The organism is Methylobacillus pratensis (genome assembly GCF_054072455.1).
In genome coordinates this window covers 146,954-161,955 of the sequence record NZ_JBSUSR010000001.1, presented here as the reverse complement: position 1 = coordinate 161,955, position 15,002 = coordinate 146,954, and the positions used below count along the sequence as shown (strand labels likewise).

At 57.4% G+C, this 15,002-nt stretch carries 12 protein-coding genes; all 12 read left to right on the top strand.

What is annotated here, in order from left to right; all coding sequences use genetic code 11:
• Positions 1 to 36 precede the first annotated feature (36 nt).
• The gene (locus ACW4YW_RS00795; protein WP_457135807.1) at positions 37 to 1,416 is read left to right on the top strand and encodes a cell division protein ZipA C-terminal FtsZ-binding domain-containing protein; all 1,380 of its coding nucleotides are present in this window, start codon (positions 37 to 39) and stop codon (positions 1,414 to 1,416) included.
• Position 1,417: 1 nt separating this feature from the next.
• A complete protein-coding gene (gene ligA / locus ACW4YW_RS00790) occupies positions 1,418 to 3,508 on the top strand; it encodes an NAD-dependent DNA ligase LigA (RefSeq protein WP_457135806.1) in 2,091 nt (696 codons plus the stop codon).
• On the top strand, positions 3,505 to 4,305 hold the full coding sequence (cysQ, locus tag ACW4YW_RS00785; RefSeq protein WP_457135805.1) for a 3'(2'),5'-bisphosphate nucleotidase CysQ: 801 nt from the start codon (positions 3,505 to 3,507) through the stop codon (positions 4,303 to 4,305). The genes ligA and cysQ overlap by 4 nt, the downstream gene beginning before the upstream one ends.
• Before the next feature lie 2 nt (positions 4,306 to 4,307).
• Positions 4,308 to 5,210: a hypothetical protein gene (locus ACW4YW_RS00780; RefSeq protein ID WP_457135804.1), complete on the top strand. Its 903-nt coding sequence runs from the start codon at positions 4,308 to 4,310 to the stop codon at positions 5,208 to 5,210.
• Positions 5,211 to 5,262: 52 nt separating this feature from the next.
• Positions 5,263 to 6,231 carry a protein-methionine-sulfoxide reductase catalytic subunit MsrP gene (gene msrP / locus ACW4YW_RS00775; RefSeq protein ID WP_457135803.1) on the top strand — a complete coding sequence of 323 codons (969 nt, stop codon included), beginning with the start codon at positions 5,263 to 5,265 and terminating at the stop codon, positions 6,229 to 6,231.
• A gap of 167 nt (positions 6,232 to 6,398) precedes the next feature.
• A complete protein-coding gene (locus tag ACW4YW_RS00770) occupies positions 6,399 to 7,022 on the top strand; it encodes a sulfite oxidase heme-binding subunit YedZ (RefSeq protein ID WP_457135802.1) in 624 nt (207 codons plus the stop codon).
• Between the two features lie 430 nt (positions 7,023 to 7,452).
• Positions 7,453 to 8,124: a mechanosensitive ion channel family protein gene (locus ACW4YW_RS00765; RefSeq protein ID WP_457135801.1), complete on the top strand. Its 672-nt coding sequence runs from the start codon at positions 7,453 to 7,455 to the stop codon at positions 8,122 to 8,124.
• Between the two features lie 166 nt (positions 8,125 to 8,290).
• Positions 8,291 to 8,494 carry a cold-shock protein gene (locus ACW4YW_RS00760; RefSeq protein ID WP_309565239.1) on the top strand — a complete coding sequence of 68 codons (204 nt, stop codon included), beginning with the start codon at positions 8,291 to 8,293 and terminating at the stop codon, positions 8,492 to 8,494.
• 344 nt (positions 8,495 to 8,838) lie between these two features.
• Entirely contained in the window at positions 8,839 to 10,143 is a 1,305-nt protein-coding gene (gene tig / locus ACW4YW_RS00755) for a trigger factor (RefSeq protein ID WP_457135800.1), read from the top strand.
• Positions 10,143 to 10,784 (top strand): ATP-dependent Clp endopeptidase proteolytic subunit ClpP, encoded by a 642-nt coding sequence (gene clpP, locus ACW4YW_RS00750; protein WP_309565241.1) that lies wholly within the window; start codon positions 10,143 to 10,145, stop codon positions 10,782 to 10,784. Before tig ends, clpP begins: the two co-directional genes overlap by 1 nt.
• 39 nt (positions 10,785 to 10,823) lie before the next feature.
• Complete coding sequence (clpX, locus tag ACW4YW_RS00745) at positions 10,824 to 12,089, top strand: ATP-dependent Clp protease ATP-binding subunit ClpX (protein ID WP_457135799.1); 1,266 nt, start codon at positions 10,824 to 10,826, stop codon at positions 12,087 to 12,089.
• Positions 12,090 to 12,229: 140 nt separating this feature from the next.
• Complete coding sequence (lon, locus tag ACW4YW_RS00740; RefSeq protein WP_407996596.1) at positions 12,230 to 14,665, top strand: endopeptidase La; 2,436 nt, start codon at positions 12,230 to 12,232, stop codon at positions 14,663 to 14,665.
• Positions 14,666 to 15,002: the final 337 nt, after the last annotated feature.

The window sequence follows — 15,002 nt, the reverse complement described above, 5'->3', positions numbered from 1 at the left end:
CATTTATCAGATCAAGAAGCATGGAGTATTAAAATAATGACTGATCTACATTGGGCCTTATTGGGACTGGGCGCCCTTATCATCGGCGCTGTGCTGGCCTTCAACTGGTGGCAGGAGCGCAAGTTCAAGCAGGAGGCCTTCAAGCGTTTCGACGAGCCCAAGTACGATGCCTTGATGGAAGAGGCGCGCACCATCCGCAATGAGGAATTCCATATTGACCCTCATGCCGTACAGGATGACGAGGACGCTTCCGACGCTGAATATGTTGAGCGCACCGATACATCCGCCCAACCGGCGAATAGCCTGGATGATGAACCCCAGTACGAGTCTGAATACGAGCCAGCCGGGGAGGGCGCATCCTTTGCGGCAACGTATGAAGCCAAGGAAGATGCTATAAAGCAAGATGCTCTAGAGGAAACGATAGTTGCCAATATCCCGGAAGAGGCAGAGCTGCCGCCATGGGAAGATGCCATCGAAGAGGAAAACTTAGAGAAGCTCGAGGCACTGCAAGCGGCTGTTCCCGAGCAGGCGCCAGAGCCTGAATATGCTCCGGAAGCGGCTGCCCGGCCCGTCCTGACGATTCCTCCCGAGGTGAATCCCGAGATCGATTTTGTCGGTGTGCTTTCGCTGGCAGCGCCAGCCAGCGGCCAGGCGCTGCGTGAGTTCCTGCTTTCGATCACGGATATCGACAAGCCGGTGTATGCCTACGGATTGGGTGGAGATCAGCGCTGGCATCTGTTGACGAGAGAGCAGGAATCGGCGCATTTCAGCGCCGCCATCTGTACTTTGCAGCTAGCCGACCGCGCTGGCGCGGTCTCGACCGGCACCTTGTCGCGCTTCCACCTGGCAGTCGAGGAGCTGGCCCGCTCCCTGGGTGCGTCGATTGAATGGCTGAACACGGACAACCCATTGCAGCAAGCTGCCGAGCTTGACCAGTTCTGCATCGAAGTCGACCAGATGGTCGGTTTCCACCTCACGCAGGGCACCAGCGGCCCGTTCACCGGCACCAAGTTCCGCGGGTTGGCGGAAGCGGGCGGCCTGACGTTGGGCGAGGACGGCGCGTATCACTACATCGTCGAGGATGGCAGCGGTAATCCGCATGCATTGTTCTCGGTGGTCAACCACGATAAATTGCCATTCAGCGCCGAGATGCTGCGCACATCGGTAATCCGCGGGCTCACTTTCCAGCTCGATATCCCGAGGGTGCAGAACTACACCGATGCCTATCACCATATGGTGCTGCTGGCCAGGCAGATGGAGCATGGCCTGGGCGCCCACCTGGTGGATGACAAGCAGCGCGAATTGAGCGATGCGCAGATCGACAAGATTCGCCAGCAGATCAAGCTGATCCACGACAAGATGATCGCGCACGGCATTGTGCCCGGCCAGGCTTACGCCTTGCGCCTGTTCTCCTGAGATGGCGGACGTGCAAGCGGGCCTGTTTCCTGAGCCCACACCAGCGACGCCTTCCGGCTTGACTGACAAGGCGGAAGCCTTGCGCGCCACGATACGGCGCTACGATCACGAATATTACGTGCTGGACGCGCCCAGCGTGCCGGATAGCGAATACGACCGCGTGTTCCGCGAGCTCAAGGCATTGGAAGAGGCGCACCCTGAGCTGGTCACGCCGGACTCGCCCACACAGCGCGTCGGTGGCGCCGCCATGACGGAGCTCGTGCCGGTGCGGCACCGTATTCCCATGCTGTCGATCGAGACCGAAACCGACATTACTCCACAGGGAGCCTGCAACTTCGACACACGCGTGCGCAAGAAGCTGGGGCTGTTGCCCGACGATGCGCCGATTGAATATGCTGCGGAACTGAAATTCGATGGCCTGGCCTTGAGCTTGCGCTACGAACATGGGCTGCTGGTGCAAGCCGCCACGCGCGGCGACGGCGAGGTCGGCGAAGACGTGACGCACAATATCCGCACCATCCGCCAGATCCCGCTGCAATTGCACGGCGAAGTGCCGGAGGTGCTTGAAGTCCGTGGCGAGGTGTACATGAGCCGCCCGGATTTCGAACGCTACAACGCGCGCCAGCGCGAGCACGGCAAGCCTACCTTGGTCAATCCGCGCAACGGCGCGGCAGGCAGCATCCGCCAGCTCGATCCGCGCCTTGCCGCACAGCGGCCTTTGTCGTTATTCGCTTACGGCCTTGGGGAGACCAAGGGCTGGAAAGTGCCGCCCACCCACGCCCAGGTGCTGGACGCGCTCAAGGCGCTCGGCTTTCCTGTATGCAGCGAGCGCACCGTAGGCATGGGCGCGGAGGCATTGGCGGCTTTTCACCAGTCCATAGCCGCCAAGCGCGACCAGTTGTCATACGACATCGATGGCGTGGTCTACAAGGTGAACCGGCTGGACCTGCAGCGCGAGCTTGGTTTCCGCTCCCGCGAGCCGAACTGGGCGGTGGCTCACAAATTCCCGGCGCAGGAAGAAATGACCGTGCTCGAGCATATCGACGTGCAGGTGGGGCGCACCGGCGCCATCACTCCCGTGGCGCGTCTGAAGCCGGTATTCGTGGGCGGGGTGACCGTCACCAATGCCACATTGCACAACCAGGACGAAATCGACCGCAAGGACGTGCGCATCGGCGATACCGTGGTGGTGCGCCGCGCCGGCGATGTCATCCCTGAAGTGGTGTCCGTCATCAAGGAGAGGCGTCCCGAAGGCTCCCAGCCCTACGTCCTGCTCGATGCGATAGGCCACTTGTGCCCGATATGCGGCTCCCATGCCGCCAGGTTGCCGGACGAGGCTGCCGTGCGCTGTACGGGCGGCCTGTTCTGCCCGGCGCAACGCAAGCAGGCCATTCTGCATTTCGCCTCCCGCCGCGCCATGGATATCGAGGGCCTGGGGGAAAAGCTGGTCGACCAGTTGATCGACCAGAACAAGGTCGAAACCCTGGCCGACTTGTATGACCCGGAGAAAATTAATCTGGAGATATTGTCCAACCTGGACCGCATGGCCGAGAAATCGGCCCGCAATCTGCTGGACGCCCTGCAGAAAAGCAAGCGTGCGACATTGAACAGGTTTATCTACGCGCTGGGCATCCGCAATGTGGGGGAGGCCACGGCCAAGGACCTGGCGCGTTATTTCGGCAAGCTGGACGCACTGCAGGCCGCGGATGCCGAAGCGTTGCAGCAAGTGCCGGACGTCGGGCCGGTGGTGGCGCGCTCGATCGCCGAGTTCTTTGCCGAGGAGCACAACCGGGAAGTGATCAGGAAACTCACCGACGCCGGCATCCACTGGGAAGAAAGCGAAGGGCAGCCAGCCAGTTCCGGTACGCTCGAAGGCAAGACCTTCGTATTGACCGGTACGTTGCCGACCCTGTCGCGGGAAGAAGCCAAGGAGCGCATAGAGGCGGCTGGCGGCAAGGTCAGCGGCAGCGTGTCCAAGAAGACCAGCTATGTCGTAGCAGGCAGCGAGGCCGGCAGCAAGCTGGCCAAGGCGCAGGAGCTGGGGCTGGCGATACTGGACGAGGCGGGGCTGTTGGACCTGCTCGCTGAATGAGCAATAGCCTGCTACCTGCGCTGATCAGGCTGGCGCACGAGGCCGGCGAGGCCGTCATGCAGGTCTATCGTGGCGATTTCGCAGTGCAGCACAAGGAGGACCATTCGCCTTTGACCGAGGCGGATCTGGCCGCCCATCGCGTCATCAAGGACGGCCTGCAGCGCTTGGCGCCGGACATGCCCTTGATCTCCGAGGAGTATGAGCTTGCGCCGTTTGCAGAGCGCCAGCAATGGCAGCGATACTGGCTGGTCGATCCGCTCGACGGGACCCGTGAATTCGTCAAGCGCAATGACGAATTCAGCGTCAACATCGCCTTGATCGATGATGGCCGGCCCGTGCTCGGCGTCGTCCATGCGCCGGCCCTTGGTCTCAGCTATTATGCCGACGGCCAGGCGGCCTACAAGCAGCTGGACGGCCAGGCGGCGCAGCGCATCCATGCTCGCGCGCTTGACCCTGGCCGTATTACCGTCGCCGCCAGCCGCTCCCATCCTGGCAAGAAAATCCAGGCCATGTTGCGAAATATCGGCATCCGGCATAGCGAGCCGCATATTGTGCATATGGGCAGCTCGCTCAAGATATGCCTGGTGGCCGAAGGAAAGGCCGATGTCTACCCGCGCCTGGGCCTAACATCGGAATGGGACACCGCGGCCGGGCAATGCGTGCTCGAATGCGCAGGCGGCCAATTGGTCGACCGGCATGGCCTTGCCCTGCAATACAACCGCAAGGACACTATCCTCAACCCGGAATTTTTTGCCCGTGGCGCGACAGCGCACGATTGGAACCAATACCTGGAGTAACCATGCCGTTTTTTAGAATCCTTCTCATCTGCATGCTGACAGGCAACCTTGCGCATGCCGGCGCCAACCCGGCCGAGAACTGTCTCCGAGCGCTGGATGAAGACGATGCCGACGCAGCCTTGGCACAGGCGGAGCAGGGCCTGGCAAAACAACAAGGGCAGCGCGAACTGTTGCTGTGCAAGGGCAGGGCGGAACTGGCCCTGGGGCGCGGCGAAAATGCCGTCAAGAGCTTTACGGCCGCCGAGGCGCAGGCAGTCACGGCGCATGAGCGCCTGGTGACCCATTTGTTCAAGGGCAACGCCTACAATACATTGCAGCAATATGCGCAAGCCCAATCCAGTTATGAAGCGGCGCTGGCGCTCGCCAAGCAGGAGAAAAACCAGAAATTCCAGGTCATTTCGCACTTGCTGGCAGGCGAGGCACAGGTGCAGCAGGCATTGTTGCCCCAGGCGCAGCAGCATTATGAATCCGCCCTCCAGCTTGCAGGCAACAACAACGAGCGCGCCGATGCCAACGAGCATCTTGCCCAGCTCAAATCCAGGCAGGGGCTTTATGACGATGCCATCGCATACCAGGTCAAGGCCCTGGTCATGCAGGCGAGCGACGGTAGTTTCGACGCCTATGCGAATGCCGGGCTGGAGCTCGGCTCGATTTACATCAATGCCAAGGATTTCAATAATGCCGAGAAAAACCTCAACAGGATCATCGCCAAGGCAAAAGAAGCCGGCGACGGTTACTGGGCGGCCAAGGGCTACTATTACCTGGGACTGAATTTCATCGCTGCCGGGCAATCCGGCAAGGCGAGGGAAGCATTGAGCCAGGGGCTGGAAATCGGCGAGGCGATAGGCGCAGAAAAGTTGACGGCGGAAGTGAACTTGCAGTTGCAAAACCTATCACAGCGTTAATGCCAGCTTGCCTGTTCCAGGCGCAATGGCGCATCCGCGCGAAAGGTAGCCCATGCTGATAGGCAAGTCGTCCGATATCGTCGCTTCCGACATCACCCCAGCCCACTTGTTCAGGCAGAGGCGCGAACTCATCAAGGCCGCGGGCCTGGGCACCATGATGGCATTGGGCGGCTGGAGCAGCCTAAGCCTTGCAGCCCAGACCGAGGAAACACATCAACCCGCCATCAAGGGCTACAAGAAGACCGCCTACGGCCAGGGAGAAAAGCCGACTTCCTACCGCGACATCACTACGTACAACAATTTTTACGAATTCGGCACCAGCAAGGAGCAACCGGCGGAAAATGCCGGCAAGCTCAAGACTTCGCCCTGGACCATTTCCATCGAAGGGGAGGTCCTCAAGCCGCGCAAGCTGGGGATGGAGGAGCTCATGAAGCTTGCTCCCCTTGAGGAGCGTATCTACCGCATGCGCTGCGTGGAAGGCTGGTCGATGGTGATCCCCTGGGTGGGCATACCGCTGGCGCGCCTGGTCAGCCTGGCGCAGCCTACCGGCAATGCGAAATTTATCGAGTTTATTTCCGCAGCCGATGAGGCCGTCATGCCCGGCGTGCGAGCGCCTATCCTGGATTGGCCTTATCTCGAAGCCTTGCGCCTGGACGAAGCCATGCATGAGCTTGCCATTCTCGCGGTCGGGTTGTACGGAGAGATGCTTCCCGCGCAAAACGGCGCGCCAGTGCGCCTCGTCGTGCCGTGGAAATACGGTTTCAAGGGAGGCAAGTCCATCGTGCGCATCCGCTTCGTGGAGAGAATGCCGCAAACCACCTGGATGCGCGCGGCGCCAAGAGAGTACGGCTTCTACGCCAACGTGAACCCTACTGTAGACCACCCTCGATGGTCGCAGGCTAGTGAGCGCCGTATCGGCAGCAGCCTGTTCACGAAACGGATGCCAACGCAGATGTTCAACGGCTACGCCGACCAGGTTGCCCACCTGTACGGCGGTATGGACCTGCGCAAACACTTCTAGTGTGCTGTCCCGTCAATACTTGCATGAAATAAAAGCGATGCATTCGTTCTCCTGGCAAGGCACATATCACAGCGATAGCGGTTGCTATCGCTCGGATTACAACGCCTGCAAGGAGACGATGCACGTTATTGGCGAGACAGTTCACTAGGTATGGTGTCCGTTTAAGTATGGCTCCTGGCAAAATTGCAGTCGCCTGGATTAAGCGCAGCATATTCATCCTGGGATTGCTGCCGCTGGCGAGGTTGTTATGGCTGGGCTTCACGGACCAGTTGGGTGCAAACCCGGTTGAGTTCATCGAGCACTCCACGGGAACATGGGCCCTGGTCAGTTTGCTGCTCAGCCTGGCGATCACCCCGTTGCGGCTATTGCTGGGCTGGGGCTGGCTGCTCCCGGTGCGTCGCATGCTCGGCCTATTCATGTTCTTCTACGCCTGCCTGCATTTCATGGCTTATCTGTGGCTGGACCATTGGTTCGATTGGCCGGAGATAGCCCAGGATATCCTCAAGCATCCCTATGTGCTGGTCGGTTTCCTCGCCTTGATATTGAGCGTTCCGCTTGCCGCGACATCCAGCGACGCCATGATGCGCAAGCTCGGAAAGCGCTGGAAGACATTGCATACCCTCAGTTATCCGGTCGCTATCCTGGCGGTATTGCATTACCTTTGGCTGGTCAAGCAGGATATTTCACAGCCTGTGATGTATGCGTTGATTTTGCTGGGCCTGTTATCAATCCGGATAATTTATAGACTGAGAAATAAATTTAAATTGATTAATAATCAATTAACTAAGTAATTAATCTAATCTTAAATGTTAATATAAAAGGGTTATTTGTTTGCGGCCAATCCGCATTTACGAGAAAATACCCGACCTATCCTGGACGGCCGGGCATTACCGCTCTGGTTCAAAAGGCCTTGCTCATAGAGAACCTGTTCAAGGCCTTTTTATAAGTACGCATGGCTTCAAGATGCGTCTGATCAAGACGCAGTCCGCAGGTAATGCTCATTGCCTTGCCAAGGACTGCAACGCGGAACGGGCGCATCTTGGAGCCATGCCCTTCGGGTTGGCCTATCAAGGCAGCCGCTGCTGCGTTGCAAATCCTCGCCGTGCAATGAGCACGTCTGTGGTTTGCGCCTTGCTTCGACTGCCTTGACAGGTCAACGTATCTTATAAAAAGGCCTTGAACAGGTTCTGGGGTCATCAATAAATAAAAAGGAGTGTGCTTATGCAACAGCAGATTGACATTTTTCTCACATCACTCAATGAATTCTGGAGTCAGGTAGCCTATTTCTTTCCCAAGCTGCTGGCCGTGATCGTCATCCTGGCGTTCGGCTGGGTATGCGCCAAGGTGGCATGTCTGGGCGTCAAGCGCATTCTCGAACTGGCACAGTTCGACAAGTTTGCCGACCGCTCCGGCCTCGAGGCTTTTCTCAAGCACGGGGATTTCGACCTCACCTTGAGCGGCGTCATCAGCCAGGTGATCTATTGGCTTGTAATCCTGCTGTTCGTCATCACCGGCGCCAATACGCTAGGGCTCACCGAAGTCGCCCATATGCTGAACAACTTGGCAAATTACCTGCCCAAGATCATTGTCGCCATCCTGGTGTTGATTTTCGGCACCTTGCTGGCACGCTTCGTCAACCGCCTGGTATTCGCATGGCTGCATGGCATGAAATATGACGGCGCGCTCAAAATCAGCACCACTGTCGAGTACGGCATTCAGATTTTCGCGCTGTTCGTTGCCTTGGAGCAGCTGGATATCGGCACGCAGTTGCTGACTGCATTATTCGTGATCGTATTCGGCGCCATCTTTCTGGCGCTTGCCATTGCGTTCGGCCTGGGGGGGAAGGACAGGGCAGCGCGCCTGATCGAAGAGATACAGTCCAAGCGTAGATAACCCCAAGGATTGCTTGCCGCAATTTTCAAGGGCCGCTTATGCGGCCCTTGGCGTTTCGAACTGTAGGAAAAAGCCTACATCATAATCAGCTATTGCTTATCCGCCCGCCTGCATTGTTGTTTTAGCATGCAATTGCAGTCAGTTAGTTTCTATTTGGGAGAATGATATGGCACTTGGTACGGTTAAATGGTTCAATGATGCAAAGGGTTTCGGGTTTATTTCCCCGGACGAGGGCGGCGATGATTTGTTTGCGCATTTTTCCGAAATTCAGGCAAATGGCTACAAGAGCCTGAAGGAAAACGACAGGGTACAATTCGAAGTGACTCAGACAGCGAAAGGTAAGCAGGCCTCCAATATTCAAAAGGCCTGACAATCCAGACACCTACCAAAGGGCCGATATGAGATCGGCCTTTTGTTTTATTCCTACACTCTCAAGCTCCACCCCATCCCCGGATAGGCCACGCTTGCCCTGGCTTATCCCCGATTTGCCTGCTTTTTCCCCGGCGTTATGTTTTATAGTCACCTATGCTAGAATCTCTAGTTAATATTCATGTCCAATTCTTACCCAGCAATGGGTAAGATTGCAGCGAATGCTGGCGTGAAACTGGAGTTAGGGTTTTGCGATTTTTTAATTTTCAATAAGTTGACTCGCGCGAATGCTGCATTGCCGGCATGGTGCGCTAGGTCAAATAACTCGATTTAAGGAACACAGCAATGCAAGCAACCGTTGAGACCATCAGCAATCTTGAGCGCAGGATGACGGTTTCCGTACCAGTACAGCCGCTGGAATCAGAAGTAACCGAGCGTATCAACCGCCTGGCCCGTACTGCCAAGTTGCCCGGCTTCCGCCCAGGCAAGGTGCCATTGAATATCGTGCGTCAACAATACGGTGCGCAAGTGCGTAACGAAGTGCTCTCCGATGCGGTGGAGCGTAGCTTCAATGATGCTGTCGAGCAAAACAAGCTGCGCGTGGCTGGATATCCCAATATCGAGCACAAGCCTTATGCCGAGGCCGATCAACAGATCGAGTACATCGCGACTTTTGAAATTTTCCCCGAAGTGAAGATAGGCGACCTCTCCAAGGTGAAGATCGAGCGTCCAGCGCTCGAAGTCGGCGAAGCCGAAGTCAAGAAAACCATAGACGTATTGCTGCGCCAGCGCGCCACATTCGAGCCAGTCAAACGCGCCTCCAAAAAAGGCGACAAGATCAACATCAGCCTGATCGCCTCTATTGACGGCCAGGAAGTAGAGCGTACCGATGAGAACGGCCTCGACCTGGTCATCGGCGAAGGCGGTCGCTTCCCAGCATTCGAGAGCGAGCTGTCCGGCAACAAGGCAGGCAGCAACAAGGTGTTCGAGATTACTTATCCTGAAGACCACAGGCCGGAACAACTTGCAGGAAAAACTGTCAGTTACGATGTCACCTTCAACTCGGTTGAGCAGGCGAAATTGCCCGAATTCGATGCCGACTTCGCCCGCAGCCTGGGCGTGGAAGATGGCGACGTGGAAAAGATGCGCGAGGAAATCACTGCCAGCCTGAAGCAGGAAGTAGAAAAGCGCGTGCGCACCAAGCTCAAGGAACAGGCATTCCAGGCCCTGCTGGAGAGCACTGCGCTGGAAGTGCCCAAGGCATTCGTCAATGCGGAAATCGGCCGTCTGATCCAGAGCACGCAAAACAACCTCAAGCAGCGCGGCGTCGACCTCGCCAACGTCAACCTTGAGCCTGCATTGTTCGAAGAGCAGGCAAAGCGCAACGCAAGCCTGCGCCTCATTCTTTCCGAGCTGGTCAACAGCGAGAACCTGCAGGCGAATGCCGAGCAGGTTCGCAATATGGTGAATGTCTTCGCGCAAAGCTTCGAGCGTCCTGACGACGTGGTGACCTGGTACTACGCCGACACCAAGCGCCTGGACGAGCCCGCAGCGCTGGCTACCGAAGACAACGTGGTGGAGTGGGTATTGAAGTCCGCCAAAGTCACAGACAAGAAAGTCAAGTTCGACGACCTGATGGGAAATAGCTAATGATCCATTATCCTGCAACTGCGCAGAGCCAGTTTGAGGCACAAGGCCTGGGGTATATCCCCATGGTCATCGAGCAGAGCGGCCGCGGCGAGCGCTCCTATGACATTTATTCCCGCCTGCTCAAGGAGCGCATCATTTTCCTGGTTGGCCCGGTCAATGACGCCACCGCCAATCTGGTGGTCGCCCAGCTGTTGTTCCTGGAAGCGGAAAATCCTGACAAGGACATCTACTTCTATATCAATTCCCCAGGCGGCTCGGTCACTGCAGGTATGGGCATTTACGATACCATGCAGTTCATCAAGCCTGACGTCAGCACCTTGTGCGTAGGCCAGGCTGCCAGCATGGGCGCCTTGCTGCTTGCGGCAGGCGCGCAGGGCAAGCGCTTCTGCCTGCCCAATTCGCGCGTCATGATCCACCAGCCGCTGGGCGGTTTCCAAGGCCAGGCCTCCGATATCGAGATCCATGCCAAGGAAATCCTGTTCCTGCGCGAGAAGCTCAACTACATCCTGGCCAGCCACACCGGCCAGCCTGTCGAGAAAATCGCCCAGGATACCGACCGCGACAATTTCATGAGCGCCGAGCAATCGGTGGCTTACGGCTTGGTGGATAAGTTGATTGCCAGCCGAGCAGATGCTGCATAACATAGTAGGCAGACTTTAGTTTATTTTTAGGATAGTTTGATGACGACAAAAGCCGAGGGCGAAAAGCTACTCTATTGCTCGTTTTGCGGCAAAAGCCAGCATGAAGTGCGCAAGCTGATCGCCGGCCCGTCCGTGTTTATCTGCGATGAGTGCGTTGACTTGTGCAACGATATCATTCGCGAAGAAATCCAGGACGAAGACGGCCTCAAGCCCAAGAGCGGCAAATTGCCGACTCCTAAGGAAATTTGCGCCATTCTCGACCAGTACGTGATTGGGCAGACGCAGGCCAAGAAGAACCTGGCGGTTGCCGTCTACAACCACTACAAGCGCCTGGAGCAGGGCGGCCAGAAGGATGACGTCGAGATCGCCAAGAGCAATATCCTGGTGATTGGCCCCACGGGCTCAGGCAAGACCTTGCTGGCGCAAACCTTGGCGCGCCTGCTGGACGTGCCTTTCGTCATGGCCGATGCCACCACGCTTACAGAGGCCGGCTATGTCGGCGAGGATGTTGAGAACATCATGCAGAAGCTGCTGCAGAAGTGCGACTACGACGTCGAGAAGGCACAGCGCGGCATCGTATATATCGATGAAATCGACAAGATCTCGCGCAAGTCCGACAATCCGTCCATTACCCGCGACGTATCGGGCGAGGGCGTGCAGCAAGCCTTGCTCAAACTGATCGAGGGCACGGTGGCCTCGGTACCGCCACAAGGCGGTCGCAAGCATCCCAACCAGGAGTTCGTCCAGCTCGACACCACCAACATCCTGTTTATCTGCGGCGGGGCGTTCGACGGCCTAGACAAGGTCATCCGCCGCCGTTCCGAGAAGGGCGGCATCGGCTTCGGTGCCGAGGTGAAGAGCAAGGAAGACGCGCGCGCGATCGGCGAGGTATTGAGGGATGTCGAGCCCGAGGACCTGATCAAATTTGGCCTGATCCCTGAATTCGTTGGCCGTCTGCCTGCCGTCGCCACGCTGGAGTCCCTGGACGAGGCCGCCTTGGTCACGATCCTGGTCGAACCCAAAAACGCGTTGACCAAGCAATACACCAAGCTCTTCAAGATGGAAGGCGTCGATCTCGAGTTCCGTGAAGCCGCGCTCCACCTGATTGCTAAAAAAGCGCTGGAACGCAAGACGGGTGCTCGTGGTCTACGTTCTATCATGGAGCATTCCTTGCTGGAAATCATGTACGATCTGCCCTCCATCCCCAACCTGCGCAAGGTGGTCGTGGACGAAGGCGTGATCAAGGGTGATTCGCCGCCTATCCTGATTTATGCAGACGAGCCCAGGCTCGAGACTGCAAGTTAAACTCGGATCAAAAGGCTGCTCTGCAGCCTTTTTTATGTGAAAATCCAAGCACGGGCACTTGAAGTGACGGTGCTTGTCCCCATTGATGTATAAAGCGGTCGGCATGTTGCCTTGCTGCTGACAACATTGAAAGTTTCCTCATGACAGAACAAACATTACCGGTTTTCTCCCCAGAATCTGGCTTGCTACCATTACTGCCGCTGCGCGATGTGGTGGTATACCCGCATCTTGTCATTCCATTGTTTGTTGGCCGCGAGAAATCGGTGAAGGCGCTGGAGCTTGCCTCCGAGCAGGACAAGCAAATCCTGTTGGTGGCGCAGAAGTCCCCCAACAAGGACGAGCCCGATGCCGAGGATCTGTACGAGGTCGGCACGGTCGCGACCGTGCTGCAAATGCTCAAGCTGCCTGACGGCACTGTGAAGGTGTTGGTAGAAGGCCTGCACAGGGTGAAGGTACTGGAGTTCGTCGAAACCCAGGAATGCTTTGCCGCACGTACGGAGAAGATCGAGAGTCCGGCAGGCGACGACAGCCAGACCCAGGCCCTGATGCGCACCGTGTTCACGCAGTTTGACCAGTACGTCAAGCTGAACAAGAAGATTCCGCCTGAGATCCTGACTTCGCTTGCCACCATCGACGACGCAGGTCGCCTGGCCGATACCATTACCGCCCACCTGACGCTGAAGCTCGAGGAAAAGCAGAAGATACTGGAAATGTTTAGCGTTTCCGAGCGCCTCGAACATTTGCTGAGCCTGCTCGAGTCCGAAATCGACATCCTGCAGGTGGAAAAGCGCATCCGCGGCCGCGTGAAGCGCCAGATGGAAAAGAGCCAGCGCGAGTACTATCTGAATGAACAGGTGAAGGCCATCCAGAAGGAACTGGGCGAACAGGACGAGAATGCCGACATCGAAGAGCTGGAAAAGCGAATCGCCGATGCGCGTATGCCCAAGGATGCGCTGACCAAGGCCAATTCCGAGCTCAAGAAGCTCAAGATGATGTCGCCCATGTCGGCTGAAGCGACTGTAGTGCGCAACTACATCGAAACCCTGGTCGGCCTGCCGTGGAAGAAGAAAACCAAGATCAGCCGCGACCTCGGCATTGCCGAGGATATCCTGGACGCAGACCACTACGGCCTGGAAAAGGTCAAGGAGCGCATTGTCGAGTACCTTGCGGTGCAACAGCGCGTGGACAAGCTGAAGGCGCCTATCTTGTGCCTGGTCGGGCCTCCCGGCGTGGGCAAGACCTCCTTGGGCCAAAGCATTGCCAAGGCGGTGAACCGCAAGTTCGTGCGGGTGGCGCTGGGCGGCGTGCGCGACGAATCCGAAATCCGCGGCCACCGCCGTACTTATATCGGCTCTATGCCCGGCAAGATTCTGCAAAGCATGACCAAGGTCGGCGTCAAAAACCCGCTGTTCCTGCTCGACGAAGTCGACAAGATGGGGCAGGATTTCCGCGGCGATCCGTCTTCCGCGCTGCTGGAAGTGCTGGACCCGGAACAGAACCATACTTTCGTCGACCATTACGTCGAGGTGGAATACGATCTGTCGGACGTCATGTTCGTCGCGACGGCGAACTCCCTGAACATCCCTGGTCCGTTGCTTGACCGTATGGAAGTCATCCGCGTGGCTGGTTATACCGAGGATGAGAAGGTCAATATCGCCATGCGCTACCTATTGCCCAAGCAATTGAAGACGCACGGCCTTGAGGAAAGCGAAATCAGCATCTCCGAAGCGACGATTCGCGATGTCGTCAGGTTCTACACCCGCGAAGCCGGGGTGCGTAGCCTCGACCGCGAGATATCCAAGATTTGCCGCAAGGTGGTCAAGGAAATCCTGACTTCCAAGCCGAAGGCTGGCACAACCGCCCGCAAGGTGACCGTCACGCCGAAGAACCTGGAGAAATACCTGGGCGTGCAACGCTTCGACTATGGCGTGGCAGCGAAGGAAAACCAGGTCGGACAGGTGACAGGCCTGGCCTGGACCGAGGTAGGAGGGGAGTTGCTGACGATCGAATCCGTCCTGCTTCCAGGCAAGGGCAAGGTGATTACCACCGGCAAGCTGGGCGAGGTGATGCAGGAGTCCATCCAGGCGGCGATGAGCGTTGTGCGTAGCCGGGCCAAGCGTTTGGGCTTCCCTGAGGATTTTCATGAGAAGAACGACATCCACATCCACTTGCCGGAAGGCGCCACGCCCAAAGACGGCCCGAGCGCCGGTATCGCGATTTCGACAGCGCTCGTATCGGTATTGAGCAACATACCGGTGCGCTCCGATGTGGCGATGACGGGGGAAATCACGTTGCGCGGCGAGGTGTTGCCGATTGGCGGCTTGAAGGAAAAGCTGTTGGCTGCACACCGCGGCGGCATCAAGACCGTGCTGATCCCGGAGCAGAACGTCAAGGACTTGAGCGATATTCCCGCCAACATCAAGAACCACCTTGATATTCACCCGGTGAAATGGATCGACGAGGTGCTGCAACTGGCGCTTGAGCGCATGCCGGAATCGGCGGATGCCGAGGTGGCAGTGGCAGACGTCAACCCCAAGGGAAAAACCAGCAAACCATCCCCTGTGACCAAACATTAAGGTCGAGGTTGTTGGGAGCCTCTGTATAGCTCCAACGCGTGTCCCATCAACGCGCAGTCCGCAGGTAATGCAAATTGCCTTGCTGGACTGCAGCGGGGCTGTGTTGGAGCTATTTCTTTAGGATTGCCCCGGATACACAGCCGCAGCTGCGTTGCTACTCCTCGTCGGGCGGTGAAGGCTGCAGCGGTTCGCGCCTTACCTCAACTACTCTGCCGGGACAGCGTATCCTATGAAAAAAGATTGTAAACAGGCCCTTAGCGCGGGAAAGGCTTGACACAGCCTTTTTCCGCTTGATATAAAGCAGGGCACAGGGTCTTTTCGCACCTGTTCTTAAACA

Excerpts from the sequence above, each read along its gene's own strand:
- ACW4YW_RS00760 (WP_309565239.1), top strand. The coding sequence starts at position 8,291 with ATGGCACTTGGTACGGTTAAATGGTTCAATGATGCAAAGGGTTTCGGG.
- ACW4YW_RS00770 (WP_457135802.1), top strand. The coding sequence starts at position 6,399 with ATGGCTCCTGGCAAAATTGCAGTCGCCTGGATTAAGCGCAGCATATTC.
- clpX (WP_457135799.1), top strand. The coding sequence starts at position 10,824 with ATGACGACAAAAGCCGAGGGCGAAAAGCTACTCTATTGCTCGTTTTGC.
- ACW4YW_RS00765 (WP_457135801.1), top strand. The coding sequence starts at position 7,453 with ATGCAACAGCAGATTGACATTTTTCTCACATCACTCAATGAATTCTGG.
- ligA (WP_457135806.1), top strand. The coding sequence starts at position 1,418 with ATGGCGGACGTGCAAGCGGGCCTGTTTCCTGAGCCCACACCAGCGACG.
- ACW4YW_RS00795 (WP_457135807.1), top strand. The coding sequence starts at position 37 with ATGACTGATCTACATTGGGCCTTATTGGGACTGGGCGCCCTTATCATC.
- lon (WP_407996596.1), top strand. The coding sequence starts at position 12,230 with ATGACAGAACAAACATTACCGGTTTTCTCCCCAGAATCTGGCTTGCTA.
- cysQ (WP_457135805.1), top strand. The coding sequence starts at position 3,505 with ATGAGCAATAGCCTGCTACCTGCGCTGATCAGGCTGGCGCACGAGGCC.
- tig (WP_457135800.1), top strand. The coding sequence starts at position 8,839 with ATGCAAGCAACCGTTGAGACCATCAGCAATCTTGAGCGCAGGATGACG.
- ACW4YW_RS00780 (WP_457135804.1), top strand. The coding sequence starts at position 4,308 with ATGCCGTTTTTTAGAATCCTTCTCATCTGCATGCTGACAGGCAACCTT.
- msrP (WP_457135803.1), top strand. The coding sequence starts at position 5,263 with ATGCTGATAGGCAAGTCGTCCGATATCGTCGCTTCCGACATCACCCCA.
- clpP (WP_309565241.1), top strand. The coding sequence starts at position 10,143 with ATGATCCATTATCCTGCAACTGCGCAGAGCCAGTTTGAGGCACAAGGC.